This window comes from Erythrobacter donghaensis (genome assembly GCF_002155425.1).
GTDB classification, from domain to species: Bacteria; Pseudomonadota; Alphaproteobacteria; order Sphingomonadales; family Sphingomonadaceae; genus Erythrobacter; species Erythrobacter donghaensis.
On record NZ_MUYG01000007.1, the window covers coordinates 289,708 to 315,521 of the forward strand.

General features: G+C 68.4%; 25 protein-coding genes. 17 read left to right on the plus strand and 8 right to left on the minus strand.

Annotation, left to right across the window (positions count from 1 at the left end):
• The first annotated feature begins 88 nt into the window (after positions 1 to 88).
• Together BZF59_RS16185 and BZF59_RS04385 are read left to right on the plus strand one after the other, a co-directional pair.
• Positions 89 to 604, plus strand: a complete 516-nt coding sequence (locus BZF59_RS16185) for a hypothetical protein (protein ID WP_158094271.1) — start codon at positions 89 to 91, stop codon at positions 602 to 604.
• On the plus strand, positions 591 to 1,301 hold the full coding sequence (locus BZF59_RS04385) for an ABC transporter ATP-binding protein (RefSeq protein ID WP_158094272.1): 711 nt from the start codon (positions 591 to 593) through the stop codon (positions 1,299 to 1,301). The genes BZF59_RS16185 and BZF59_RS04385 overlap by 14 nt, the downstream gene beginning before the upstream one ends.
• Before the next feature lie 157 nt (positions 1,302 to 1,458).
• Here the strand turns inward: BZF59_RS04385 and phbB are convergent, their stop codons facing one another.
• Together phbB and BZF59_RS04395 are read right to left on the minus strand one after the other, a co-directional pair.
• A complete protein-coding gene (phbB, locus tag BZF59_RS04390; RefSeq protein ID WP_086607022.1) occupies positions 1,459 to 2,181 on the minus strand; it encodes an acetoacetyl-CoA reductase in 723 nt (240 codons plus the stop codon).
• A 126-nt stretch (positions 2,182 to 2,307) separates the two neighbouring features.
• A complete protein-coding gene (locus BZF59_RS04395; protein ID WP_086607023.1) occupies positions 2,308 to 3,081 on the minus strand; it encodes a hypothetical protein in 774 nt (257 codons plus the stop codon).
• Between the two features lie 369 nt (positions 3,082 to 3,450).
• Here BZF59_RS04395 and BZF59_RS04400 point away from each other — a divergent pair, with 369 nt between their 5' ends.
• The 5 genes from BZF59_RS04400 to BZF59_RS04420 all read left to right on the plus strand — a co-directional run bounded on the left by BZF59_RS04400 (position 3,451) and on the right by BZF59_RS04420 (position 9,558).
• Positions 3,451 to 3,906, plus strand: a complete 456-nt coding sequence (locus tag BZF59_RS04400; RefSeq protein WP_245806013.1) for a DUF3576 domain-containing protein — start codon at positions 3,451 to 3,453, stop codon at positions 3,904 to 3,906.
• Positions 3,907 to 3,935: 29 nt separating this feature from the next.
• On the plus strand, positions 3,936 to 6,488 hold the full coding sequence (gene leuS, locus BZF59_RS04405; RefSeq protein ID WP_086607024.1) for a leucine--tRNA ligase: 2,553 nt from the start codon (positions 3,936 to 3,938) through the stop codon (positions 6,486 to 6,488).
• Positions 6,488 to 6,988 carry an LPS assembly lipoprotein LptE gene (lptE, locus tag BZF59_RS04410; protein ID WP_086607025.1) on the plus strand — a complete coding sequence of 167 codons (501 nt, stop codon included), beginning with the start codon at positions 6,488 to 6,490 and terminating at the stop codon, positions 6,986 to 6,988. Before leuS ends, lptE begins: the two co-directional genes overlap by 1 nt.
• Positions 6,985 to 8,049 carry a DNA polymerase III subunit delta gene (holA, locus tag BZF59_RS04415; protein WP_169712045.1) on the plus strand — a complete coding sequence of 355 codons (1,065 nt, stop codon included), beginning with the start codon at positions 6,985 to 6,987 and terminating at the stop codon, positions 8,047 to 8,049. The genes lptE and holA overlap by 4 nt, the downstream gene beginning before the upstream one ends.
• Positions 8,050 to 8,154: 105 nt before the next feature.
• Positions 8,155 to 9,558, plus strand: coding sequence for an exopolysaccharide biosynthesis polyprenyl glycosylphosphotransferase (locus BZF59_RS04420; RefSeq protein ID WP_086607026.1), 1,404 nt, complete (start codon positions 8,155 to 8,157; stop codon positions 9,556 to 9,558).
• Here BZF59_RS04420 and BZF59_RS04425 read toward each other — a convergent pair.
• From BZF59_RS04425 to BZF59_RS04440, 4 genes are all read right to left on the minus strand, one after another.
• Entirely contained in the window at positions 9,552 to 10,142 is a 591-nt protein-coding gene (locus BZF59_RS04425) for an LptA/OstA family protein (RefSeq protein WP_086607027.1), read from the minus strand. The two genes, BZF59_RS04420 and BZF59_RS04425, sit on opposite strands and share 7 nt — an antisense overlap.
• On the minus strand, positions 10,142 to 10,807 hold the full coding sequence (gene lptC, locus BZF59_RS04430) for an LPS export ABC transporter periplasmic protein LptC (protein WP_086607028.1): 666 nt from the start codon (positions 10,805 to 10,807) through the stop codon (positions 10,142 to 10,144). The genes BZF59_RS04425 and lptC overlap by 1 nt, the downstream gene beginning before the upstream one ends.
• A 26-nt stretch (positions 10,808 to 10,833) precedes the next feature.
• On the minus strand, positions 10,834 to 11,454 hold the full coding sequence (locus tag BZF59_RS04435) for a ribonuclease D (protein ID WP_086607029.1): 621 nt from the start codon (positions 11,452 to 11,454) through the stop codon (positions 10,834 to 10,836).
• A gap of 85 nt (positions 11,455 to 11,539) precedes the next feature.
• Positions 11,540 to 12,307 carry a hypothetical protein gene (locus tag BZF59_RS04440; protein ID WP_086607030.1) on the minus strand — a complete coding sequence of 256 codons (768 nt, stop codon included), beginning with the start codon at positions 12,305 to 12,307 and terminating at the stop codon, positions 11,540 to 11,542.
• Positions 12,308 to 12,385: 78 nt separating this feature from the next.
• Here BZF59_RS04440 and ung point away from each other — a divergent pair, with 78 nt between their 5' ends.
• The 8 genes from ung (at position 12,386) to BZF59_RS16330 (ending at position 22,019) form a co-directional block, all read left to right on the plus strand.
• Positions 12,386 to 13,072 carry a uracil-DNA glycosylase gene (gene ung, locus BZF59_RS04445; RefSeq protein WP_086607031.1) on the plus strand — a complete coding sequence of 229 codons (687 nt, stop codon included), beginning with the start codon at positions 12,386 to 12,388 and terminating at the stop codon, positions 13,070 to 13,072.
• Between the two features lie 150 nt (positions 13,073 to 13,222).
• Positions 13,223 to 14,203, plus strand: a complete 981-nt coding sequence (locus BZF59_RS04450) for a Rossmann-fold NAD(P)-binding domain-containing protein (protein ID WP_086607032.1) — start codon at positions 13,223 to 13,225, stop codon at positions 14,201 to 14,203.
• Positions 14,200 to 15,045, plus strand: coding sequence for a sugar phosphate isomerase/epimerase family protein (locus BZF59_RS04455; protein ID WP_086607033.1), 846 nt, complete (start codon positions 14,200 to 14,202; stop codon positions 15,043 to 15,045). Before BZF59_RS04450 ends, BZF59_RS04455 begins: the two co-directional genes overlap by 4 nt.
• A complete protein-coding gene (locus BZF59_RS04460; protein ID WP_086607034.1) occupies positions 15,038 to 16,060 on the plus strand; it encodes a hypothetical protein in 1,023 nt (340 codons plus the stop codon). The genes BZF59_RS04455 and BZF59_RS04460 overlap by 8 nt, the downstream gene beginning before the upstream one ends.
• On the plus strand, positions 16,060 to 17,217 hold the full coding sequence (locus BZF59_RS04465) for an NAD(P)/FAD-dependent oxidoreductase (protein WP_086607035.1): 1,158 nt from the start codon (positions 16,060 to 16,062) through the stop codon (positions 17,215 to 17,217). Before BZF59_RS04460 ends, BZF59_RS04465 begins: the two co-directional genes overlap by 1 nt.
• Positions 17,210 to 19,285 carry a hypothetical protein gene (locus tag BZF59_RS04470; RefSeq protein ID WP_086607036.1) on the plus strand — a complete coding sequence of 692 codons (2,076 nt, stop codon included), beginning with the start codon at positions 17,210 to 17,212 and terminating at the stop codon, positions 19,283 to 19,285. Before BZF59_RS04465 ends, BZF59_RS04470 begins: the two co-directional genes overlap by 8 nt.
• Positions 19,282 to 19,668 carry a GtrA family protein gene (locus BZF59_RS04475; protein ID WP_086607037.1) on the plus strand — a complete coding sequence of 129 codons (387 nt, stop codon included), beginning with the start codon at positions 19,282 to 19,284 and terminating at the stop codon, positions 19,666 to 19,668. Before BZF59_RS04470 ends, BZF59_RS04475 begins: the two co-directional genes overlap by 4 nt.
• A gap of 2 nt (positions 19,669 to 19,670) precedes the next feature.
• Positions 19,671 to 22,019 carry a glycosyltransferase family 2 protein gene (locus tag BZF59_RS16330; RefSeq protein ID WP_211277345.1) on the plus strand — a complete coding sequence of 783 codons (2,349 nt, stop codon included), beginning with the start codon at positions 19,671 to 19,673 and terminating at the stop codon, positions 22,017 to 22,019.
• Between the two features lie 28 nt (positions 22,020 to 22,047).
• On the opposite strand, the gene glpX is transcribed toward BZF59_RS16330, so the two are convergent.
• Positions 22,048 to 23,064: a class II fructose-bisphosphatase gene (gene glpX / locus BZF59_RS04485; protein ID WP_086607038.1), complete on the minus strand. Its 1,017-nt coding sequence runs from the start codon at positions 23,062 to 23,064 to the stop codon at positions 22,048 to 22,050.
• Positions 23,065 to 23,128: 64 nt separating this feature from the next.
• Here glpX and BZF59_RS04490 point away from each other — a divergent pair, with 64 nt between their 5' ends.
• Positions 23,129 to 23,731, plus strand: coding sequence for a hypothetical protein (locus BZF59_RS04490; RefSeq protein ID WP_143738091.1), 603 nt, complete (start codon positions 23,129 to 23,131; stop codon positions 23,729 to 23,731).
• 13 nt (positions 23,732 to 23,744) lie between these two features.
• Entirely contained in the window at positions 23,745 to 24,446 is a 702-nt protein-coding gene (locus BZF59_RS04495) for a hypothetical protein (protein ID WP_086607040.1), read from the plus strand.
• Here the strand turns inward: BZF59_RS04495 and BZF59_RS04500 are convergent.
• Positions 24,443 to 25,750: a homoserine dehydrogenase gene (locus BZF59_RS04500; protein ID WP_086607041.1), complete on the minus strand. Its 1,308-nt coding sequence runs from the start codon at positions 25,748 to 25,750 to the stop codon at positions 24,443 to 24,445. The two genes, BZF59_RS04495 and BZF59_RS04500, sit on opposite strands and share 4 nt — an antisense overlap.
• Positions 25,751 to 25,814 lie beyond the last annotated feature (64 nt).

Below are 25,814 nucleotides of genomic sequence, written 5' to 3' on the forward strand. Positions count from 1 at the left end.
CTGTGAGGAATGCCGCCGCGCGGGTACGCGGGTTGCGGCATGGTTGCGCCGCAGTCAGCGCCGCTCCGGCGCGTCATGGGGGGACGAGATGTCGAGCACCTTGAGCATCTGGCATGCCGCACCGGGGGCGCTGGCTGTGACGATCAAGCCGCTGCGGCCCTTCATCCCCAAGCCGCGCCTGTCGCTGATCTCTCCCAGCGAGGAACGCGATTTCGCCTTCCAGCCCGACGATACGGGCCTCACCGCCGTCATCCCCGAAGCTGCGGTCGAACAGCTGATGCGCGGGGCGGGCACGCCCGGCGGGGCGCATCTGGTGCTCGGCGTGCGAGCCCTGTTCGAGCCCGGCGCACCGACCCGGCGGTGGCAATGGGGCATCCGGCTGGCCCAGGATGGCGCTGCGCTGACCTGCTACGGCAGCAACCGCATCTCCATGCCCGCCGATGCCGAGGGCTTCGTGCGCTCGGCGGTGCGCGCCTTCCCGCACAAGCGCACCTATGCCTTCGACGAGTGGGAGCTGGCCTTGCAGGACGCGGCGCAGGACCCAGCAGCACCCGGTGCATCGTGGCAGCAATCGCAACCCCTGGCGGCCTGTGCTGGTCGCTGAGGCTCCGGCGCACGATGCGTGCAACGACGCCGTGACCGGCTTTGCGCGCCCGCTGGTGCTCGACGGCATCGGCCACGCCGCCTCCGGAGCGCAGGGGCTTTCCCCGCTGACCGGCCCGCTCACCCGCCGCTTTGCGCCGGGCACCTTCCACGTCGTGGCGGGGCCTCCGGGCGCGGGGAAGACCACGCTGCTATCGATCCTCGCGCTGGCGCTGCGGCCGATGCAGGGGTCGGTGCTATGGGGTGAATTCAACCTCACCCGCCTGTCGAGCGCCGGGGCGGCGGCATGGCGACGGCAGAACCTCGGCCTGATCGCGCAGAGCCAGCAGACCGTCGGCGTGCTGACGGTGCGCGAGCATGTGCGCCTATCGGGCGTGCTGCGCGGCATGCCCGAGGCCGAGGCCGAGGGGCTTGCGCTGCTCGGGATGCTGGGGATGGGCCGGCGGCTGACCCAGTTCGGCGGAGAGCTTTCGGGCGCGGACAAGCAGCGCCTCGCCATCGCGCAGGCGCTGTGCGCGCGGCCCACGGTGCTGCTCGCCGACCAGCCGACCGCGGCGCTCGATCAGGCAAGTGCGGGTCTGGTGGCCGATACCTTGCGCGATTACGCGCGCGATCGCGGCGCGGTGGTGATCTGCGTCAGCCACGATCCGGTGGTGATTGAGGCTGCGGATGATCTGGTGATGTTGCGGAAGGGCTGAGGGGGTCTGCGGGTGTGGGCTTCGGAAGGGGCCTGCGGCAAAGCCGCAGGCTGACGTCAGACGGGTTCGGCGGCTTTGCGCCGCCGCCCCGCTGGCCGACCGCTCCGGCTGCCGCTGCGCGGCACCGGCGGCCAGCAGGGCTGGCCGCCTGCCTGCGCTAGTACATATGCTGGCCGCCGTTGATGCTCATGGTCGAGCCGGTCATGAAGCCGCCGTTCTCGCTCGTGAGGAAGGCCACCCCGCGTGCGATTTCCTCGGCCATGCCCAGCCGCCCGACCGGGATCTTGGCGACGATCTTTTCCAGCACCGGCGCGGGCACGGCGGCGACCATGTCGGTGTCGATATAGCCCGGCGCAATCGCGTTGACCGTCACCCCGAACTTCGCGCCCTCCTGCGCCAAGGCCTTGGTAAAGCCGTGAATTCCGCTCTTGGCCGCGGCGTAGTTGACCTGGCCATATTGCCCCGCCTGCCCGTTGATCGAGCCGATGTTGACGATCCGCCCCCAGCCGCGCTCGCGCATGCCGGGGAAGGTCGCCTTGGCCATGTTGAAGCACCCGCCGAGGTTGATGCGCATGACATCGTTCCAGTCGTCGAAGCTCATCTTGTGGAGCGTGCCGTCGCGGGTGATCCCGGCATTGTTGACGACGATGTCGATGGGGCCGAACTCCTCGGCCACCGCCGCGCAACCGGCCTGGGTCGCCTCGTGATCGCCCACGTCCCAGCGGCGCGCGGGGATGCCGGTGGCTTCGGTGAAGGCCGCCGCCTTTTCTTCGTTCCCGGCATAATTGGCGATGACCGTGTGGCCCTGCCGCTGGAGCCGCTTGCAGATCGCCTCCCCGATCCCGCGCGTTCCTCCGGTGACGATGGCAACCCGGCCCATGGCATTCTCCCCTTATGTGACTGGCTTAAGGCCTCGCAACCTAGCGATGCCGTAAGGTCAGGGGAAGCGGGGAATAGCTATGCGCGGGAGGTTGGCGCCGGGCCCGAAACGCCCGGTTGGCAGGGATCAGAAGTTGATCTGCGTGCCCACGTAGACCGCCTGGCTGTCCTTGACCGAATTGGTCAGCGGATCGAGCCGCTCGCGCTCCTGCGAGTAGCGCACCCCGGCGGTGACGTTCAGATTGGGCGAGAGGCGGAAGCTGCCGCCCACGCCCACGGTCTGCGCCCCGATCGAATCGAGCGTGTTGGGCGAGCGCCCGGCGATTTCGCGATCTTCCAGCTCGATCCGCGGTTGCAGGCGGCTGGGCTTGTCTTCGGCCTTGGGGCGCGAAGGTTCAAACTGAGAAAGATCGGGCAGCGACAAGTTCTGCACCTTGGCCGACAGGTCCACGGTGCGCGCAAAGCTCTGATAGCCGCGCGCCGAGCCGAGCTTGAACTTGCTCACGTCGAGACCGGCAAGGCCGGAGTTGCGGCCGGGCATGGCTTCCACCGCCTTACGCACCGAGATTGCACGGGCGGCATCGTCATCGACCCGCACCGCGACGGTGATCGTGCGCTTGCCGCTGATCGGCGGCGCGCTGGCGGGGGTGAAATGCACGCCGCGCGCGCGGGCCTTGTCGGCAACGCGGGCGGCCAGTTCGGGATCGACCGAGGCCGGGGTAAAGGTGCCGAGGCCGAGTGCATCGCGCCCGAAGCTCGTCAACGCGGCGGTCCCCACGGGGGTGAAATCCCCCGCCAGGGCGAGCCCGGCGGTCGGCACGGCCAGCGCCAGCGCGCCGCACAGCGCAAACAGCGGCAGCGAGCGCTGCGCTTTTGCGGTCATGTGCGGCTGGCGTGCCATCGTGCTATCCGTTCCCTGTCCTGTCCGGCGATCATACCGGTTTGGGCCTGTCGATTTGGAATCAAGCCCAAGCATTATTTACCTTAACCGCAGGTGAGTCGCACCCCGGTTGAAACATAGTGATAGGCTTGGACCCCCAGCTTGCAATGGTCTTTCAGGCCCGCGCACGGGATTCCTCCTCAAACTGTGGCAGCAGGCACACAGACTCGCGCGAGTCGGCGCCAATTCATCCCCGGTAAAGCCCCGAGCCTGTCTTGCTGCGGGCCAAGGTGCCTGCAAACCTCGCGGATGATGCTTGCCGCGAGGGTGCTGGCGGTTATAGGGGGCAGGGGAGCGCCTGCTCCGATCAATCATGAGGAATACCCGGCTGTGACATCCGCCAAATCCGCCACCTTCCGCCGCACTCTGGCACTGGCCCTTGTCGTGCCGGCGCTGGCCGCGCTGAGCGCGTGCGGCGGCAATAGCCGTCCGCGCACCGAGCTCGCCGCCGCGAAGCTCAACACCATCGGGGTCAACGCCTATCTGTGGCGCGCTGCGCTCGACACGGTGAGCTTCGCGCCGCTGCTGCAGGTTGACAGCACCGGGGGCGTGATCGTGACCGACTGGTATGCCAACCCGGCCAATCCGGGTGAGCGGGTGAAGCTGACCGTGACGATCCTCGATCAGGACCTGCGCGCCGATGCCCTGCGCGTCGCCGCGAGCCGTCAGGTAAACGAGGCCGGCAACTGGATCGAAGCCCCGGTGCAGGCGGCAACGGTGCAGAAGCTGGAGGACATCATCCTCACCAAGGCCCGCGATTTGCGCCGTCAAGCGCTCGCTTCGTAGAGTTTAACGCTTCTCACTGAAAGCCGTTCATGACTGATACCCGTTTCGACTCTGCGGGCGCCCCTGCGGATCGCTTCGATCCGCAAAACGCCGACGCGCGCTGGCAGCGTGCCTGGGCAGACGCGGGCACCTTCACGGCGGATTCGGACAGCCCCAAGCCCAAGAGCTACATCCTCGAGATGTTCCCCTATCCTTCGGGGCGCATCCACATGGGCCACGTGCGCAACTACACGATGGGCGACGTGCTGGCGCGCTACCAGAAGATGCGCGGTTTCGAGGTGCTGCACCCGATGGGCTGGGACGCCTTCGGGATGCCGGCGGAAAACGCCGCGATGGAAAAGGGCGTCCACCCCGGCGGCTGGACCCGCCAGAACATCGCCCAGATGAAGGCGCAGTTGCAGCGCATCGGCTTCGCGCTCGACTGGACCCGCGAATTCGCCACCTGCGATCCCGAATATTACGGCCATGAACAGGCGCTGTTCCTCGACCTCTATGAGGCGGGGCTGGTCTATCGCAAGGAATCGACCGTCAACTGGGATCCGGTCGACATGACCGTGCTCGCCAACGAACAGGTGATCGACGGCAAGGGCTGGCGTTCGGGCGCCGAGGTCGAGAAGCGCAAGCTCAACCAGTGGTTCCTGAAGATCACCGACTTTGCGGATGATCTGCTGGAGGGTCTGGGGAGCCTCGAGGACTGGCCCGAGAAGGTTCGCCTGATGCAGGAGAACTGGATCGGCAAGTCGCAGGGCCTGGAGTTCAGCTTCGACCTGTCTGACGGCGGCAAGCTTGCGGTCTATTCGACCCGCCCCGATACGATCTTCGGCGCGAGCTTTTGCGCCATCGCCGCCGATCACCCGATCGCGCAGGGGCTGGCGGGCGATCCGGAAGTCGCCGCGTTCATCGACCAGTGCAAGAAGGGCGCGACCACAGCCGCAGCGCTCGAAACGGCGGAGAAGCTGGGGTATCGCACCCCGGTCACCGCCAAGCACCCGTTCACTGGCGCGGACCTGCCGGTGTTCATCGCCAACTTCGTGCTGATGGAATACGGCACTGGCGCGGTGATGGGCGTGCCGGGGCATGACCAGCGCGACTTCGAATTCGCCACCAAATTCGAATTGCCGATCCTGCGCGTGGTCGCCAGCGATTCTGCCCGCGCCGACGAGCCCTTCAAGGGCGAAGCCGAGGCGGGTGACGGGGTGATCGTCAACTCCGACTTCCTCAATGGCATGAGTGTCGAGGAGGCCAAGCAGGCCGTCATCACCCGCGCCGAAAGCGGCGGCTGGGGCGAGGGGCGCACCGTGTGGCGGCTGCGCGACTGGGGCGTTTCGCGCCAGCGTTACTGGGGCACGCCCATCCCCTTCATCCACTGCGATGCCTGCGGCGTGGTGCCGGTGCCAAAGGACCAACTACCGGTGACGCTGCCAGAGGATGTCAGCTTCGACATCCCCGGCAACCCGCTCGAACGCCACCCGACCTGGAAGCACGTGGACTGCCCCAAGTGCGGCGCAGCAGCGCGGCGAGAGACCGATACGCTCGACACTTTCGTCGACAGCTCGTGGTATTTCCTGCGCTTCGCCAGCCAGCCCGCCGACCGTCCGTTCGACCCGGAGGAAGTCGCCAAGTGGATGCCGGTGCAGCACTATATCGGCGGCATCGAGCACGCGATCCTGCATCTGCTCTATGCCCGCTTCTGGACCCGCGCGCTGGCGCACACCGGCAAGATCACCGTGCAGGAGCCGTTTGCCGCGCTGTTCACGCAAGGCATGGTGACGCACGAGACTTATAGCCGCATCGACGAGAGCCGGGGCGTGCCGGTGTTCTTCGGCCCCGAGGAGATCGACCGGACTTCCGAGGGCGCGACGCTGCTCACCGATGGCGGGGCCGTGGAAGTCGGCCGCGTCATCAAGATGTCGAAGTCGAAGAAGAACGTCGTCGACCCCGATGCGATTATCGCCCGCCACGGTGCGGATGCGGTGCGCTGGTTCATGCTGTCAGACAGCCCGCCCGAGCGCGACCTGCCGTGGTCCGACGCCGGGATCGAGGGCTGCGCGCGCTTTGTGCAACGCTTGTGGCGGTTGTTCAGTGCCTATGACGCCTCGGCACAGGGTGAGGACAAGGCGCTGATGCGCAAGACCCACCAGACCATCGCTGCGGTTGCCTCGGACATCGAAGCGCTGGGCTTCAACAAGGCCGTGGCGCGCATTTACGAGCTGACCGGCGCGACCGAGAAGGCCGCTCCTTCGGCCAGCCGCTCGGCGGCGATCCGCGCGCTTGTCCACCTCGCCGCTCCGATGATGCCGCACTTGGCCGAGGAAGCATGGGCGAACATGGGCGGAGAGGGCCTCATCGCAGACGCGCCGTGGCCCACCGTCGATCCCGCGCTGCTGGTCGACGACGAGGTCACCATCGCGATCCAGCACATGGGCAAGCTGCGCGACACCGTCACCGCGCCCAAGGGCTCCTCCAAGGAAGATCTCGAAGCGCTGGCGCTGGCCTCGGCCAACCTCCAGCGCTCGATTGACGGCGCGGCAGTGCGCAAGATCATTGTCGTGCCCGACCGATTGGTGAATATCGTCACCTGATGCGCAGCGTTGTCGCCCTCCTCGCCTGTCTCGCCCTCACCGCCTGCGGCCTCCAGCCGATGTATGCGGGCGGGGCCAGCGGGGCGAGCGCGCAGGGGATTGCGGCGGTCGAAGTTCCGGCGATCGCCGGGCGCGGGGGCTGGCTGGTCAAGAACGCGCTCGACGCGCGGCTCGGGGTCGCCGGGCAGACCACACCGCAATACCGGCTCGACGTGCGGCTCGACGATTCGCTCGAAGCGCTGGGCGTGCTCAACGATGACACCATCAGCCGCGAACGCCGCATCTTGCGCGCGCGCTATCAGCTGATCGATCTCGCCACCAATGCGGTGCTGCTCGACGCGACGGCAGGCTCGGACGCGGGGATCGACGTGGTGTCATCGGAATACGCCACCATCGCCGCCGAGCAGAAGGCGCTCGAAAACCTCGCGGTCGATGTCGCCGACCGGATCGCGACACAGGTGGCGGTGACGCTGCGCACGCGCGCCGTCGCGGGCCAGTGAAGGCCAAGAACAGCGATTTCCTGCGCGGCTTTCCCGCAGGGGCGCTTGGCTGCCGCATTTTCTTCTTCTGCGGGCCGGACGAGGCCGGGGCGAGCGCCGCCGCCGCGCGGCTCGCCGCTGCGATCCCCGATGCGGGCGAGCGGATCGAGCTGGCCGGGGCCGATATCAAGCGCGATCCCGCGCTGCTGGGCGACGAGGCGCGCTCGACCTCGCTGTTCGGCGACACGCGCCACATCTGGGTGCGCGCCAGCGGCGACGAGGCGCATGACGCGCTGCAATTCCTGATCGAGACCGCCGAGGCCGGCGCGGGCGAGGCGGCGCCGGTGTTCGTCGTCGCGACCTCCGCCACCGACAAGTCGCGCACGGCCAAGCTGCTGGAAAAGCGAACCGATGCGCTGGTGGCGATGTTCCATCAGCCCGATCTGTCTGCCGTCGCGCAGGCGGTGCGGGGGATGGCCGATGCGGCGGGCCTCAGGCTCGGCGGCGATCTGGCCGAGCGGATCGCGCGCGCCGCCGGGCTCGACGTGCGGCTCGCGCAGTCGGAGATCGACAAGCTCGCGCTCTATTGCGATGCCGATCCGCAGGCCCCCAAGCCCGCCACGCCCGAAGATCACGCCGCGATCGGCGCGGCCACGGAGGAAGACGGCTTCGCCCCATTGGTCAACGCCGTGCTGGGCGGCGAATTGGGCAAGATCGCCAGCGAGATCAAGCGGATGCGTGAGCTCGGCCTCAATCCCGTGGGCGTCGCGCTGGCGCTCGAACGGCGCGCGGCGCAACTCGCGAACATCGCCGCCTATCTCGGCCCGCGCGGGCAATTCGACCGGATCGACAAGGGCGCGGAAATGCGGCTCGGCATCTTCTACAAGGAAAAGCGCGACATCGCCCAGCAGTTCAAGCGCTGGACCATGCCCGCCGCGCGCGGCAGTCGCGCAACCCGGCTCGACCGATTGATCCCGCGCCTCACCGCGCTGCACCGCAGCCTCCTTGCCAACAGCCAGTCGGCCGAACTGCTGCTGGCGCAGGAACTGGCGCAAATTGCGCGATTTGCTGCGAAGCGGTAGCAAAATGTGACAGGCCGCGCTTCGCAGTCGCACAATTTTGCCCTTTTCTCTGTCAAGCAGCCTATGTAGGTAACCTTAGGTCGCGCCTCTGGGGGAAAGTCTTTCATGAATCGCGTCACGCCGAAACTGCTTGAATCGGTTCGGCATCAGGCAGTCGAGAACAGGATCGTTCCCTCGCTGGAGCGGCGCCGGCTGCGTGCCTATGTACTGATGCTGCTGGCCGATGGCGTGCTGTTCAATCTGTGCTTTGCGCTGGCGGCGCTGCTGTGGGACGGGCGCTGGTGGGAACCGCGCGCGATGCTGGCAGCGCAGGCGATGCTGCCGGTATTCTTCACCATTGCGCTCTACAACGGATCCTATGGCGTCAAGGCGCTGGGCGACTGGCTGTTCGCCTCGCGCCAGGCGCTGGTGGCGCTGGTGATTTCGGCAGGGCTGATCAACTTCGTCGGCTTCTATACCAAATCGAATGAGGATTTCTCGCGCGCGGCGGTGACGCTGGGCCTGCTGTTCACGGCCTGCGCGCTGGTGGTGTTCCGGCGGCTGGTCCACGGCCTGATCCGCTATCGCTGGGGCGGGAAGGTGACCAACCGGCTGGTGATCGACGACGGCGGATCGAGCTTCAGCTTCGAAGGGGCAGAGGTGATCGCCGCGGCCGATTACAATCTCGACCCCTCCAGCCACGATCCCTTCATGCTCGACCGGCTGGGCAAGCTGTTGCGCAATCAGGATCAGGTGGTGGTCAGCTGTCCGATGGAGCGGCGGCAGAACTGGGCGTTCCTGCTCAAGTCCGCCGGGGTCTATGGCGAAATCGTGAGCGAGCCCGCGCACGAGCTCGGCGCGCTTGGGGTCCATTGCTACGACGATCTCGACCGCACGACGCTGGTGGTCTCGACCGGGCCGCTGGGCCTGCGCGCGCGGATCCTGAAGCGCATGTTCGATGTCACGGTGGCCGGGGGCGCGTTGCTGGCGCTGTCGCCGCTGCTGCTGCTGGTGGCGCTGCTGATCAAGCTGGAAGACCGCGGGCCGGTGCTGTTCGTCCAGCGGCGGCTGGGGCGCGGCAACCAGTTCTTCGACATGTTCAAGTTCCGCTCGATGCGCGAGGAGAAGCTTGATCACGCGGGCGAGCGTTCGGCCTCGCGCGATGATGACCGCGTGACCCGCGTCGGCGCCTTTATCCGTCGCACCAGCATCGACGAGCTGCCGCAGATCATCAACGTGCTGAAGGGCGACATGTCGATCGTCGGCCCGCGCCCGCACGCGCTGGGATCACGCGCGAACAACAAGTATTTCTGGGAGGTCGACCGCCAGTACTGGCAGCGTCACTGCCTCAAGCCGGGGCTGACCGGCCTCGCGCAGGTGCGCGGCCATCGCGGCGCGACCGAGCGGGAGAAGGACCTGACCGATCGGCTGCAATCCGATCTCGAATATATCGCGGGTTGGTCGCTGCGGCGCGACATCGGCATCGTGCTGCGCACCGTGATGGTGCTGCGCCACCAGAACGCCTACTGATCCTGCTTGCGGTCCTGCGGGACGGTGAAGGTGCCGGTCACCCGGCCCTGACCCGAAGGCGAACCCGGCGCTGCGGCGCTGCCGCCGGTCGCGGTGCCATCGACGGTCGAGAGCCCGCTCTGCAGGTCGATCACCAGCCGCCCGCCATTGAGCGTGTCGCTCCCCCGGCGCAGGCGGACATTGCCCGCCATGGTGATGATCCGGCGGTTGAAATCGTAGATCGCATTGTCGCCGCTCGCCCGCTCGTCGCCGCGGGTGATGATCACGCCGCCGGTGGCGGTGATGCGCTGGATCTGGAGCTGCCCGCCGGCGTCGGTGAAATTGACCAGCATCCGGTCGGACTGGACGCGCAGGCCCGCTTGCGTCACCACCACGCCGCCGGTGGCGACCGCCTGATTGGCCCGGTCGTCGAGCACGAACTTGCCCGCATCATAGGTCACCGGCGCGTTGGAATCGTGCCGGGCAATGCCCTGCGCGGCCAGGTTCATGCCCCCCGCCAGCACGGCGGCAAGCGCGAAGCCCCCCGCGCCCCATACGAGAGCGAGGCGGCCGAGCGGTGGGCGGTTTCGGACAGGCTGGGTCATCACGGCATCCTCAACTGGCCGGGGGTCATGGTGAAGCGCGCATTTCCTTCGAGCGTGATGGTGCGCGCGGAGAGATCGGCCTGCATGGTGTTGGCGGAGAAGGTCCCGGCCGGAATTGCGCCCTCGACGCCCGCGTCGCCCTGCATCGTGCGGCTCTTGAGATCGACCGAAACCCCGCGCGCGGTCATGGCATAGCCGTCAGAAGCGGTGAGGCGCACCGGGCCGTTGACGGCCACGGTCTCGGCATCGATGTCGTAGGTGCCGCCTTCGGCACTGAGGCGCGCCGGGCCATCGGTGAGCAATAGCTGCGCGACCAGATCCTGCATCCGCACCAGCCCTTCCGCGCTCGAACGCTGTACCGCTTCGCCCGCCAGCAGCGAGAAGGGGCGGCCCTGATTGTCGCGCCCGCGATACATTGCATTGTCGACGCTCAGCCGCTCGTCGATCATCGCCACCTTGTTGCGATCAAGCAGGAAGCTGACCTCGCCGCGCGGGGAGAGCGGCGTGATGATCATCAGCGCCGCGATCACCCCGACCCCCATCGGAAGCCCGCGGGCGAGGAACCGTACCAGCCGGTCATGCGAGCCGCCGGGCGCGGCAAAATGCTGCCGCCGCCCGCGCAGAGCGCGCGCTTCGGAGGTTTCGAGGCTTTGTTCGACGGCCATGTGTGCGGGTCCTGCCTCGGGCTTCCTTACATGTGGCTGAAGATGTCGCTCTCGGCCCAGCCGGCGATGTCGAGCAGCGCGCGGGTGGGGAGGAAATCGAAGCACGCCTGCGCCATGGCGGTGCGCCCTTCGCGCTCCAGCCGTACGGTCAGTTCGTCGCGCAGCCGGTGGAGATAGCGCACATCGCTCGCCGCATAATCGCGCTGCGCGTCGGACAGCACCGGCCCGCCCCAGTCGCTCGACTGCTGCTGCTTGGAGATGCTTTCCCCCAGCAATTCCTCGACGAGGTTTTTCAGGCCATGCCGGTCGGTGTAGGTGCGGGTCAGCTTGCTGGCGATCTTGGTGCAGAACACCGGCCCCGCCATCACGCCGAGATAGTGGTGGATCGCAGCGAGATCGAAGCGGGCGAAGTGGTAGATCTTCTGGCGCGCGGGATCGGCAAGGATCGCCTTCAGATTGGGCGCATCATAGGCGCTGCCCGGATTGAAGCGCACCAGATGCTCATCGCCCGTGCCGTCGGAAATCTGCACCACGCACAGCCGGTCACGCGGGGTGATAAGGCCCATGGTCTCAGTATCGATCGCCAGCGCGGCGCTGCCGGTCAACACGCCTGCGGGAAGGTCTTCTTCATGAAAATGCACTGCCATGTCTGAGCCCCTACGCCGAATGGGGAACAAGGGGAAGCGTGGAAAGTGGCTGAGCCCGGCGCAGTGGCGCCGCCGCGCGCCGTCGCTATTCCGGCAAGGCCTGTGCACCCGGCACCTTGCGGAATCTCGCCAAGCCAAGCGGGCCATCCAGTTCGAGCACCCCGTCCATCAGCATGCCGTGCATCCCGCTTAGATCGTAGACGCCGATATCGTTGGGGATGAACTCCACGTGCAGCGCCTGACCCGGGGTCCATCCGATCGCGTCGAGATCGAAGCGCGGCGAAGCGACGTCATATGATGAAAGCTCGACCGTGACAGCGATGGGCCGGTCGCAGCGGGGCGGGTCATCATCCTCGTAATAAGCGTTGCTGCCCGCCACGAAGCCATAGATCGTCACGCCATTGGCGCATTCGCTGCGGGTATCGGCGTCGGTGAAGGGCTTGCCGCTGGGCCGCGTCACCTGAACCTGCACGATTTCGGGCGTCGGCGGAGGATATGTGTCGTCTGCTTCGGCCTTGTCCTGCTCCGGGATCACCCGCGCCGTCAGCCCCACAAGCCGGAACTCTGCCGGGACAGGCGTGGGCTGGGTGGTGAGGTGGATCACACCATCGCGCACCTCCCACGAGCCTTGCGAGCGCAGATCCAGCGAGCCGACCGCCAGCACCCAGCGGAAAGTGCCATCCTCCCGCAACTGCATCGCCATATAGGTTTCGAACGAGCTGCCGTCGTAGATCCCGGCGATTTCGGCAGGGTCGGTTTCGGCCCAGACAGGCTCGGGCGGGGTATTGCCGAGGCTCAGCAGCGCCGCGAGGCAGGCCAGCAGAGGGCGGGCAAGATGAGGACGCGCGATCATCCCCCGGTCGATACGCCGGTTGGGGAAACAGGGAAAGCGCCGTTTCGCGTGGCGGGCGGGCCGTGTAGGCATGGCGCCATGACGTCCGAAACCATCCCCGATAGCTGGCGTCCGGTGCTGGAGCCGGTGCTCGCCACACCCGAAGCGCGGCGGCTGGGTGGCTGGCTCACAGCCGAAGAAGGCGCGGGCAGGCAGGTCTATCCCCCGCGCGGGACACGGCTGGCGGCGCTGGCGCTGACGCCGCTGGACGATGTGCGCTGCGTGATCCTGGGGCAGGATCCCTATCACGGGCCGGGACAGGCGCATGGCCTCGCCTTCTCGGTGCAGGCCGGGGTCAGGCCGCCGCCCAGCCTCGTCAATATCTACAAGGAGCTGGAGGCCGACCTTGGCCTGCCGCGCGCGGCGACCGGCGATCTCACCCCGTGGGCCCGGCAGGGCGTGCTGCTGCTCAACAACACGCTGACCGTCGAGGCCGGGCTGGCAGGCAGCCATGCCGGACGCGGGTGGGATGCGATCACCGATGCCTGCGTGGCCGCAGTGGCCGAGCGGGAGGCGCCGACCGTGTTCATCCTGTGGGGCAGCCACGCGAAGAAGAAGGCGAGCCGCGTTCCTGCACTCAGCCGCGCGGGTCATCATCTGGTGCTCGCCGCGGCGCACCCCAGTCCGCTTTCGGCACATAATGGCTTCTTCGGCTCGCGCCCCTTCAGCAAGGCCAACGCCTTTCTCGAAGCGCAAGGGCGCGGGGCAATCGACTGGCGTGTGTGACGCGCAGGTCCGGGGCTTGGTTAACCTAATCGATATCATTCTGAATTATCAGCGGGGATATTGTATCATGCGGAGCGCGGGCGCGCTGCCTTCGCGTGATCGATGCAGGCCACTCTCCCAGCCCGAAAGCAGCGACGGGTCCAAGACGCGATGCAAGGTTCCGCAAGTGCCCCTCACGACGCCGGTCTGATCGGCCACACCGGCTTTGTCGGCGGGGCCCTGCTGCGTCAGACGCGCTTCGATGCCTGCTTCAACAGCGCCAATATCGCGGCCATCGCAGGGCAGAGCTTCGGCACGCTGGTGTGCGCAGCCGCGCCGGGATCGATGATCGAAGCCAACCGCGCGCCCGAGCGTGACGCGGCGCAGATCGACGCGCTCATCGCGCGGCTGGCGCAGGTGCGGGCGGAGCGCTTCGTGCTCATCTCCTCGATCGCGGTGCTGGCGGACTTTGCCGGCGGCGACGACGAGAGCACCGGGGCGTTCCAGCAAGACCTCGCCTATGGCCGCCATCGCCGCGCGCTCGAAGCCTTTGTCGAGAGCCATTTTCCCGCCAGTCTGATCATTCGCCTGCCCGCGCTGTTCGGGCAGGGGCTGCGCAAGAATTTCCTGTTCGATCTGCTGAACCCAGTCCCCTCGCTGCTGACCGCGGCGAAGCGCGACGCGCTGATGGCGGCGCTCGACCCCGCGCTGTCAGGCTGGGTCGAGACGCTCTATGCGCCCGATGCGGTGACGGGGTTGCTCAAGCTCGACCGCGCGGCCCTCAATGCCGACCGGCGGCGCGCGGCGCTCGAGGATGCGGTGACCGCGCTGGGCGCTTCGGCGACGCAGTTCCATCATCCGGAGACGACCTACCAGTATTACCCGACCGACCGGCTGTGGCAGGATATCGGCATCGCGCTCGACGCGGGGCTGTCGCACCTGCATCTGGTGGCAGAGCCACTCACCGCCGCCGCGATCCACCAGCGCCTGACCGGGCGCGCCATGCCCGAGACGCCCGCCCGGCTGCACCGCGAGGACATGCGCACCCGCCACGCAGCCCTGTGGGGCGCTACCGGACCCTACCAGTTCAGCGCCGCCGCCACGCTCGATCGGCTCGCCGCCTTCTTCGCCAGCGAAAGGCAGGCGGCATGAGGCTTGCCATGTCGAACATCGCCTGGGCGGCGGAGGAGCGGCTGGAGGCCTACGCCATCCTCGCCGAGGCCGGGATTGCGGGGCTGGAGATCGCGCCGGGGATTTTCTTCCACGCCGCCGCCGATCCCTTCGTGCCCGATGCGGCCAGCGCCGCGGAAGCGCTGTGCGAGATCGCCGAGGCGGGACTGTCGTTGGTATCGATGCAGTCGCTGCTGTTCGGCGTCACCGGGGCAGAGCTGTTCGGCGGGCCCGAGGCGCGCGGCGTTTTCGAGCAGGGGATGACCCGCGCGATCGCGCTCGCCGGGCGGTTCGGCATTCCCAATCTGGTGTTCGGCTCCCCCGGGCAGCGCCGTGTGCCTGAGGGCCTCGCGATGGCGGACGCGCTGGAGCAGGCCGCCGCCGTGTTCCACCGCCTCGGCGATGCCGCCGCAGCCGCCGGAACACGGATCACCATCGAAGCCAATCCGGCCGCCTATGGCACCAACTTCCTCACCACGCTGGAGGAGGCCGAGGCCTTCGTCGCCCGCGTCGATCACCCCGCGATTGCGCTGATCCTCGATCTGGGTGCGATGCACTTGAACGGCAGCTTTGCCAGCGTGCCCGCGCGTCTGCCCGACCTCGCCCCGCGCCTCGCTCACGTCCATGTCAGCGAGCCCGATCTCGCCCTGGCCCCCGCCGATGCGGCGGCGCTGGTGCCGGTGCTGCGCGGCCTCAAGGCGGCCGGCTTTAGCGGCGCAGTATCGATCGAAATGAAGCGCCCGCCGAAGGGTCTCGCCGAGGTGCGGCGTGCCGTCCACCGGCTGGTCGCCACCCATCGCGCAGCGGAGACGGTCGATGCGTGAGCCCGACGCCGACCAGTTCAAGAAACCGCGCGAGGACGTGGTGGTCTCGGTCTGCTTCTCCGACCTTGCCGCCACCCCCGCCACCTTCGCCGCCTTGCGCCTGGTTGCCGCCACGCTCGACCGCGCCTTTCGCTTCCGCGAGATCATCCTTGTCGTCGACGACACCCAGCGCGAGGGCTTCCTCCCGCTGATCGCCGAGGTGCCCAATTGCCGCCTGTTCGTGGTGCGGCGCGACACCGAATATTACGACCGCCGCGTGATCGCTGCCGAGGAAGCGATCGGCGACCTCGTGGTGCTCGGCAATCTTGACGAGATCGTGCAGCTCGACCTCATCGCCTTCCTCGCCCATGCCGAGCGCGAGAATGCCGTGACCATGGTGTTCCGCGCCGCGCGTCGCCCTGTGAAGCGGCTGCTGGCCTGGCCCTTCATCGCGCTGGGCAAGCTTGCCGGGTTCAATGTCGATCCCAGTGATTTCCAGTCGATCGCACTGCCGCGCACGGCGCTCAACCTGCTGCTCGCGCATGACGAGCCGCGTCTCGCGCTGCGCTTCCCCCCGCGCGATCCCGGTCTGCCGCTCGACTGGTTTCGCACCACCCGCAACGTGCCCGGGCGCACTGCCTTCATGGGGCTGGGGCGCCGCGCACAGCTGCTCCAGACGCTGCTGGTCTATCTCACGCCCACGATCCTGACCGTGGTGGCGCTGTCCTCCACCGTGCTGACGCTGGTGGGCCTCGCCTATGCCGCGTGGATCGTCGGCGCGCTGTTTGTGGTCGATGAGCTTGCTCCGGGCTGGCTCACCACCAATGCCATGCTGGCGGTCAGCGCGGTGTTCATGGGGCTGTCGACGCTTGGTCTCAGCCTGGGCCTGCAACACCTTCTGAAACAGCAGCGGCGGCTGAAGGGCGGGATCGTGCCTGAGGAGGTCAACCGGATCGACCTGTTCCAGCAAGTCGCCTTCGATCTCAATGTCGAGCTGGAGAGCGACGCGCGCCCCGGCGCGGCAGGGCCGGACTGATGCCGCGCGCGCCTGCGACCCAATATGATTACGTCGTGATCGGCGGCGGTTTCTACGGCTGCTGCCTTGCGCTTTACCTGCGCTCGATCGCGGCGCGGGTGCTGCTGGTGGAGGCGGGGCCGCGGCTGATGGACCGCGCCTCACGGGTCAATCAGGCGCGGGTGCATACCGGGTTTCACTACCCCCGCTCGGCGGCCACGGCGGTGAAATCCATGCTGCTGCACCGCCGCTTCCTGGCCGATTTTCCCGAGGCGGTGGTCGACGATTTCCAGATGCTCTACGCCATCGCCCGGCGCCGCTCGAAGGTCACGGCCAAGAAATTCCACCGCATGTTCCGCGACATGGGCGCGCCGATCGAACTCGCCAGCCCCAGCCACAAGGCGCTGTTCGATCCCGAAATGGTCGAGGATGTTTTCGCCTGCCGCGAAGTCGCCTTCGATCACAAGCTGCTCGGCACACAGGTTGCCGCGCGGCTGGCCGAGGCGGGGATCGAGGTGCGGCTCGATACCGCGCTCACCGGACTTGCCGATCACCGCAGCGGCGTGGTGGCGGCGCTGTCCGACGGCAGCGAGGTCACCGCGCGCTATGCCTTCAACATCACCTATTCCCAGATCAACGCCGTGCTCGCCAAGGCGGGCCTGCCGCAGGCGCAGCTGAAGCACGAGATCGCCGAACTGGCGCTGATCGAGCCGCCGCGCGAGCTCGACCGGATCGGGGTGACGGTGATGGACGGGCCGTTCTTTTCGGCCATGCCCTATCCTGCCGAGGGGCTCTACTCGCTCACCCATGTGCGCTACACCCCGCACGAAAGCTGGGCCGACGATCCGGCGCGGCGCGATCCCTATCGCCATTTCGCGAGTCTCGAGCCCGAAACGCGCTATGCCTTCATGCGGCGCGATGCGCAGCGCTATCTGCCGTGCCTCGCGGGTGCTACCTATCAGCGGTCGATCTACGAGGTGAAGACCATCCTCATCAAGAACGAGGGCGATGACGGCCGCCCGATCCTCTATCACCAGAAGCCCGAGGCGAGCCGGGTGATCTCGATCCTCGGCGGGAAGATCGACAATATCTACGACCTTTTCGAAGCGGTGAAGGATACGGCGCCCGAATTCGCATCCCTCCATTCGGGTTTCGTCTTCGGACACGCCTATGCCTGATCGGCTGGGGACATTGCCGCGGGCGAAGGGCGGTTGGGCGCTGGCAGGGCTGGCGGCGGCGATCTGCGCCCTGCGCGCGGGCGTGGTGCTGTATGACCACAGCCTCAATTCGATCGACGGCGCGTTGCAGACATGGTTCGCGCTCCACCACTTCGCGGACGGCGACCAACTGGGGACGGGGTTCCAGTCCTATCTCGGGGTGACGATGGTGCTGGCGCTGGTGCCGCTGTTTGTCGCCTTCGGGGAGACGCTGTTCGCCTCGTCGCTGGCGGCGCACACGGCGGTGGTGGCAGGGGCGTTCGGCGCGGCCTATGCGACCGTGTGGCTGATCCGCGCGGTGCCGCCGCGACGGCGCTGGCAGGCGGCGGTGCTGCTGATTGCGGTCTTCTACTACGCCGCGCCGCCGGTGGCCGAGCGTGCGGGTCTGCGCTGGCCCGCGACCTTCGACCCCGGCGTCTCGCTCCGCCCCCTGCGCGGGTTTCTGCCGTTCTTCGTGCTGCCCTTCTTCGTGGTGCTGGTGCGCCGCGTGCTGCGCGATGGCCGCGCGCTGGGGCGTGGGCTTGCGTTGGGGCTGGTCGCGGGGGCGGGGCTGCTGTGGTCGAACGATGCGGGGATTCCGCTGGTGCTGGCGCTGGTGCTGGGACTGGTCGCGGCGCTCCACCGCCGCCTCGCCCTGCTGGCGCGGATGCTGGCGGCATTGGGGCTTGGCGTCATGGCCTCGGCGGGCGCGATCCTGATCGCGGTGACGCACGGCGCGCCGGGGCCGTGGCTGACCTACAATTTCCGCGACGTGGCGGGCGACCAGTTCTGGTTCTTCGCCCCGTGGGAGAGGAGCACACGCATCCTCGGCCTTGGCGACCTGCCGAGCATCCTGCATCACGCCGATCCGCTCTCTGCGGCGAGCCTGATCGTCCTGACGCTGTGCGTGCTTTGGGCGATGCTTCAGCGGCTGCGCGGGCGGGGGGCTCCGGTGCGGCTGAGCGCTTTCGTATTCGTCGGCGCGGGCGTGATCGGCACCGCGCTCGTCCCGCAGGTCGGCGGGCATGTGGGGGCGGAGTATAACGCGATCACCTTCGTGCTCGGGGCCTGCGCGCCGCTGGTCGTCGCGCCTGCGGGTCTGTGGCGACGGTTGGGCGGTGTGCTGCGGGCGGTCTCGCCGAGGCAGGTCGCGGTGCTGACCGGCCTCGCCGCGCTGGCGATGGTGGGGGCAGAAGGCGCGCGCTTCGCGAGCGTCCGGGCGAACACCGAGCGGACGGTCTACGACCCGGCGCTCGGGTTCTTCGTGACCCCCGACTATGCCGCAGACCTTGCCGCGATGCGGCGCCTGGCGGCGGCGTGGGATGCGCGTGGGGCGCCGCAGGATCGCCGCCTGCTCTCGGTCTACACCTCGCCGCTCGATATCGTCGCGGGGGTGGAAAGCGCGACCCCAGTGGGATCGCTGATCCATGCGCTGGGGCCGCGCTATCGCACTATGGTCGCCAGCAAGATCGCCAACCGCTCGGTCGCTGCCGTCACCACCATCGCGCCCGATTATAGCGGGTGGGAGGGGTGGCTGATGCGCGCGCAGTGGCCGTTCTTCAAAAGCCTCGGCACCTATTACCGCCCGATTGCGCGCACCGGGCAGAACATCCTGTGGGTGACGTCGGGGGGGCAAGGGCCGGGGGGCGGGGCGCGCTGCGAGGCCACGCAGACCTCTGCCAGCAGCCTGCGGGTTACAGTGACGGCGGCGCGCTCAGGCATCGCCTCGGTGGAACTCACGCGCAGCGGCACCTATGCCACTGGCCGGGAGGCGATGCTGACCGTTACCGAGACCTCGCCCTATACCCGCGCGGCGACCAGCCCGCCGTGGAGCGATTTTCCGCGCTACGGGATCGCCAATGAACCGAGGCTCTTGCTCCCCGCGCCGGTCGATCCGGGCAGCGCGACCGTGCTGGAGCTGGCGGTGCTCGACGGGTCGACAATCGGCACAGCGCAGTGTCTGGCGGTGATGATGGCGCCCCTCGACCTCACCGCGCTCCCGCCGCTGCCCGAGGGCATCGACGAATACCTTGCGAGCGGCAGGCCATGAGCGAGCTGGCGCGCTTCTTCGCGGTGACGGTGCTGGGGGTGATCCTCGACCTCGCGATTGCCTTTGCGCTGCACGCCGGGCTGGGCGTGCCGCTGTGGCTCGCCGCCGCGATCGGCTTCACGCTGGCGGCGAGTGCGAATTACGTCATCCACCAGACATGGAGCTTCCGCAGCGGCCCGCTGTCGGCCCGGCGCGCGGGGATGTATGCGCTGGTCGCGCTCGCCACGCTGGCGGTGCGGGTGGGGATAGTGGCGCTGCTCGACCGCGCGCTTCCGGGGGTCTGGCCGCTGGCGATCCTCGTTGCCGGGGCGGGGGGATCGTTTGTCGTCAACTTCGCCCTGAGCAAGTTCGTCGTCTTCGCTGCCGAGCCTGAGCGGCCATGACCATGCATCCGCCCCCCATCCTCGACGACAGCGACTGGGATGTGCCTGCCCACGACGCGGCGGTCTACGCCCCGCGCCAATATGCGCACGCGCTCGTCATCCCGGTGATCAACGAGGGCGAGCGGATTCGCGGACAGCTGTTGCGCATTCAGGCGGCGGGCCTGCCGGTGGACGTGATCGTCGCTGACGGGGGCTCGAGCGACGGTTCGCTCGATCCCGATTTCGTGACGCAAGCAGGCGTGCGCGCGGTGCTGACCAAGACGGGGCCGGGCAAGCTCAGCGCCCAGCTGCGCATGGCCTATGCCTGGTGCTTGCGGCAGGGCTATGCCGGGATCGTCACCATCGACGGCAACGGCAAGGATGGGGTCGAGGCGATCGCGGCGATGGTCGAGAAGCTGGAGGAGGGCTGCGACTATGTGCAGGGCTCGCGATATCTGCCCGGCGGCGTGGCGGAGAACACCCCGCTCGAACGCACCATCGCCAACCGGCTGATCCACGCCCCGCTGCTGAGCCTTGCGGGGCGGCACTGGTTCACCGACACCACCAACGGCTTCCGCGCCTATTCCGCGCGCTATCTCACCCACCCCGATGTGCGCCCGTTCCGTGCGGAGTTCTTGGTTTATAACCTCTTGTTCTACCTCACGGTGCGCGCCGGGCAGCTGGGGCTCAAGGTTGCCCATGTGCCGGTGGAGCGGCGCTATCCCGATGACGGCAAGGTGCCGACCAAGATCGGCGGGCTCGGGCCGAAACTGGCGCTGCTGAAGGAGACCGTCATCGCCGCGACCAGCGGCTACACTCCCGATGAGGCCGTTCGGCGGCCGACATCGTGGGTGTGGCCGTGCCTCGCCCTGTTGCTGGTGCTCGCCCCGCTGCTGGCGAGCGTGATCGCCGCGCCGCCATACTCGCCGGACTCATGGGCGCTTTACGAGTTGTCGCAGACGGTGCTGGGCGATTTCTACCGCTTCAATCACTGGCGCAGCTATGCCAGCGCGTCCGAGTATTCCGCCAGCTTCCCGCCGCTGACCCCGCCGCTGATCGGGCTGACCGACACGCTGTTGGGCACCGGCCCGCGCACCGGGCTTTATTGCGCCTTCGCCTGCTTTACCGGGTTCGCGCTGGTATCGGAACGGATCGGGCGCACAGTCACGGGCGCGGCGTGGATCGGGCTCGGCGCGGCGCTGATCGGGCTGCTTGGCCCGAACATGCTGCTGGCCGAACTGGGCGCGGGGCGGACGATCCCGCTGCAATTGCTGCTGCTGGCGCTGATTCTCAACGGGTTGCTGCGGGGCGCTGAGATCGGCCTCGCCCGCGCGGCGCTGATCGGGCTACTCGCGGGACTTGCGGTGCTCAACCGCTTCGATGCGGTGCTGCTGCCGCTGCTGGTCGCCGCGACGATCGGCTGGGTGACGCGCAAGCCTTCACGCGCGGTGGCGGCGCTCGCCGCGTCGGCGATCGCGGTTGCGCCCTGGGTGATCTATTCGCTCGCCACCTTCGGGACCCTGTTCGCGACCGATAACAGCGCGATTGCCACCCGGCTCGACCCGCTCGCCTATGTGACCGACTGGTGGCCGACGCCGCAGCCGGGTCTCTCCGACGATCCGGCGGCATGGGCGGCGCGGGCGCTGGGCAATGCGCTGGGCTATGTCACCACCGCGCTGTCGCTACTGCCGACGGGCATGGCGCTGGTTGCGGCTGTGTTTCTGCTGCCACCCGCTGCCTGCGCGCTGCTGGCGGAGAAGCGGCGCCGCGCTGGCGACCGCCCCAAGCTCATCACAGCCTTCGCCGCGATCACCGCGCTGCTGCTCGCGCCGCAGGTGCTGACGGGCTATCTCGAGCATCGCTATTTCGCCGCTGTCATCTGGGCCGGCCTGCTGGCGGCGGCGTGCTGGGGGCTTGCCCTTGCTCGCTCGCTGCACCAGCGGGTGCTGGCGGCAAAGCTCGCCTTTGCCGGCGTGGCGGCGGGGATGGCGATGCTGGTCATCGGGCAGGTGGGCGAGGCCGTCGCCAACGGGCGGACGGACAGCGCTGCATGGGCGCGGTTCGATTCCGCCGACGATCTCGCCGCGCTGCAAGCCTGCGTCGCGGACACGCCCGATCCGCGCATCCTCGTGCTGGGCGACGACAATTTCGCCGCGCGCGCCGGAGCGCTGGGCGAAATGGCGACGATGATGGAGCCGCGCAACATGGCGCGCGGGCGGCTGGGCGGGGAGGGCAGCCGCGCTTTCCTCATCGCGTGGAAAGTGGACCACGTCCTCGCCAGAGACCCGGCCCGCGCCGAATGGGCGAGGGCGAACCTGCCGCTCGCCGCTGTGCCGGACTGCCCTTTCGCGCTCTACAGGGTCACGCGGTAAGCCGTAGGGCGTGCAGCCCCGAAACCCGTCACCCGATGCGGTGTTCGCCCCTGATCCAGCGAACGGTTCCGGAACTGGCCCGCATTACCACACTCTCGGTCGTCAGGATCGTCTCGCCGGTCGGCTTGCGGCGGCGCTTGACGCCGCCCAGCAGCGAGCCGTCGGTCACGCCGGTCGCAGCGAAGATGCAGTCGCCCTTGGCGAGGTCTTCGAGCTTGTAGATGCGGTTCAGATCCTCGATCCCCCACTTGCGCGCGCGGGCTTTCTCGTCCTCGTTGCGGAATACCAGCCGGCCGTTGAACTGCCCGCCGACACAGCGCAGCGCCGCTGCCGCCAGCACGCCCTCGGGCGCGCCGCCCTGGCCCATGTACATGTCGATCGTGGTGTTCTCGTCGGTCACCGCGATTACGCCCGCCACGTCGCCGTCGCCGATCAGCACAACGCCGCAGCCAAGTGCGCGCAGCTCGGCGATCAGCTCGGCATGACGCGGACGGTCCAGGACGCAGACGTTGATGTCGGAAGGCTTCACGCCCTTGGCATTGGCGACCGCGCAGACGTTCGCGGTTGGCGATTTGGCGAGGTCGATGATGCCTTCGGGATAGCCGGGGCCGACCGCAAGCTTGTCCATATAGGTGTCGGGCGCGTTCAGAAGGCAGCCTTCTTCCGCCGCCGCCAGCACCGCGAGGGCATTGGGCCCGGCCTTGGCGGTGATGGTGGTGCCTTCGAGCGGATCGAGCGCGATGTCGATCTTGGGGCCTTTGCCCATGCCGACCTTCTCGCCGATGAACAGCATCGGGGCCTCGTCCCGCTCGCCTTCGCCGATCACCACGGTGCCATCGATATAGAGGTTGTCGAAGGCGCGGCGCATCGCTTCGACCGCGGCGGCATCGGCGGCCTTCTCGTCCCCGCGCCCGATCAGCTGCGCAGCGGCGACCGCGGCAGCTTCGGTCACGCGCACCATCTCCAGCACCAGCACGCGCTGGATCGCGTTGTCGCTGGCGGCTTGTGCGGCAGCGGCGGCGGCGGTATCGATGGTTGAGTTCATGTGCAATTCAGCCCTTCTTCGCTCTGGTTGCGTGCCAGCAGGTATCACCCCGGCGCTTAAGCGGATGGAGACGGGTTTGTCGAGCAATGCAACGTCTGTCGGCCCCCGTTTTCGCAGTCACCTTGCGCTGATCGCCGCGCTCATAGCCGCGCCTGTGGCCGCGCAGGATGACAGCGCCGCGACTCCGCCGCCCGCAGCGCCGCCGCCGAAGATCAATCTGACGGTCACCGTGCCGCGCGAGGAGGTCAACGAGGCCGCGCTCCAGCAATGCCGGGACGAGACCGATGCGGGCACTCTCAGCGGCGAGATCGTGGTGTGCGGCGGGCTCGGCAACGATACCAGCGCGCTGACCGGCGACCGCGCGGCGACGCAGAAGCGCTATGCGCAGGAGACCATGCTCAAGGGCGCCCCGCGCGCGCCGGAAGCCTTCGGCATTGCCAATCACGGCAACCCGATCGGCTTCGGCAAGCCGCCGCCGGCGGCGATCCTGATCGATGTCGAGGCGCTGCCCACGGCACCCCCCGGTTCCGATGCCGACCGGATCGCGCGCGGGCTCGCTCCGCTGGATCAGGATCGCGAGCTGACCGAGGAAGAGGAACGGGCGCGGCGCGAGGCGCTGGGGATCAAGACCACCACGCCGCCACGCGACAAGAAAAAGGGCGGCTGACGGAGCGGTCGGCGTGCCCCTCGCCCTTCTCCTCGCCGCGCTGGCCGCGCAGGTCGCCACCGATCCGCAGGTGCAGGTCGGGCCGCAGGTGCCGCCCCAGCAGACCCTGCGCCTGCCGCTCCCGCGCGAGGCGACCCCGCGCGAGGCGACCCGCCTGCCGCAGCGCCCCGCGCCCGACGCGCCGCCCGAACCGGAGCGCATTCCGATCGACCTCGGCCCCGATGCCCCGACCTCCGGCCCGCCGCAGCAGATCGACATTCTCGCGAGCCCCCAGACCTCCGAGGCCGCCGATGCGGTGCAGCTCAAGGAATGCGAGGAACTGCGCGATGTCGGGGTGGTGGCGGGCGAGATCGTGGTGTGCCGCGAGCTTCCGGCAGACACCTCGCAGCTCTACAGCGGCAGCCGCGAGGCGTGGCTGAAGGATTATGCCGAGCGGACGATGAATGCGGGGACCATCCCTCCCCCCGATGTCGCCGGGCCGGGGATCTTCCGCGGGCCGCCCACGGTCAGCGGGCTGTGCTTCATCGGCCCTTGCCCGAAAGACCCGGCGCTGATCATCGATGTGGAAGCCATCCCGACCCCGCCCGCAGGCTCGGACGCCGAGCGGGTGGCGCAGGGGCTTGAGCCGCTGAAGGACGACGACGCGCCGCTGTCGGACGAGGCGCGTCGCCGGGTCGAGGAGGAATTGGGCCTGCCCGAGGTGCCCGAACGTTAGAGTGGCAGGATCGGCAGCACCAGCGGATCGCCGCTGAGGCTTTCCGAGCCTTCGAGCAGCGCCAGCGCCTTGGCGACATGGGCCTCGGGACCCTCATGCGTCACCATTGCCACCATCACCTCGCCCCCGCTCTGTGATCGGCCCTGCTGGATCAGGCTCTCGATCGAGACGTCTCCGTCACGCAGCGCAGCGGTGATCTCGGCGAGCACGCCGGGGCGGTCCTTGACCATGAAGCGGATATAGGTGCGCGCCGGGCGGTGGCCGGGTTCGGCCGGGGGCATGGCGACAAGCTGGGCGCAGGGGATCGAGAAGGGCGCGCCCACCTCGTCGCGCGCGATGTCGATGAGGTCTGCGGCGACGGCACTCGCGGTCGGCCCGTCGCCCGCGCCTGCGCCCTGAAACAGCAGGCGGCCCGAGAAGTTGCCCTCGGCCACAACCGCGTTGGTGGGGCCGTCGACCGCGCTGAGGGGATGGCCCCGGGCGACGAGGCACGGGCGCACGCGCTGGAGCAGGCGGGGCCCCTCTGCCGTCTCCTCGACGTCGGCCTCGCCGATCAGCCGGATCACGAATCCGAGCGCATCGGCCTGCGTGATGTCGTGGCTGCGCACCTCAGTGATGCCGGTCACCCGCACGCCGCCGAAATCGACCCGCGTGCCGAAGCCGATCGCCGCAAGGATCGCCAGCTTGTGCGCCGCGTCCACGCCCTCGATGTCGAAGGCGGGATCGGCCTCGGCAAAGCCCAGCCGCTGCGCTTCGGCCAGAACGACATCGAAGTCCGCCCCGGTCGCTTCCATCTCGGAGAGGATGTAATTGCAGGTGCCGTTGAGGATGCCATAGACCTTGGTGAGCGCATTGGCCGAGGTGCCTTCGCGCAGGCCCTTGATCACCGGGATGCCGCCCGCCACCGCCGCCTCGAACTTGAGCGCGGCGTTGTTCGCCTCGGCGATTTCGGCCAGCTCCAGCCCATGATGCGCGATCATCGCCTTGTTGGCAGTGACCAGCCCCTTGCCCGCCCGCAGCGCGGCGCGCGAGCAGGCCAGCGCCGGGCCGTCGGACCCGCCGACCAGCTCCACCACCACGTCCACATCGTCGCGCCGGGCGAGGGCGGTCATGTCGTCTTCCCAGGCGAAGCGGCTGATATCGACCCCGCGGTCCTTGCCGCGCTCGCGCGCGCTGACGGCGACCACCTCGATCGGGCGACCGGCGCGCGCGGCGATCAGCTTGGCATTGGTGTCGAGCAAGCGGATCACGCCCACGCCCACAGTGCCGAGCCCGGCGATGGCAATGCGCAAGGGTGCAGTCATGGACGGTGCGGTGGTGGTCAAGCGGCCCTCCGTTGGTAACGCGAGGGGTCGCTTAACCGTGCCA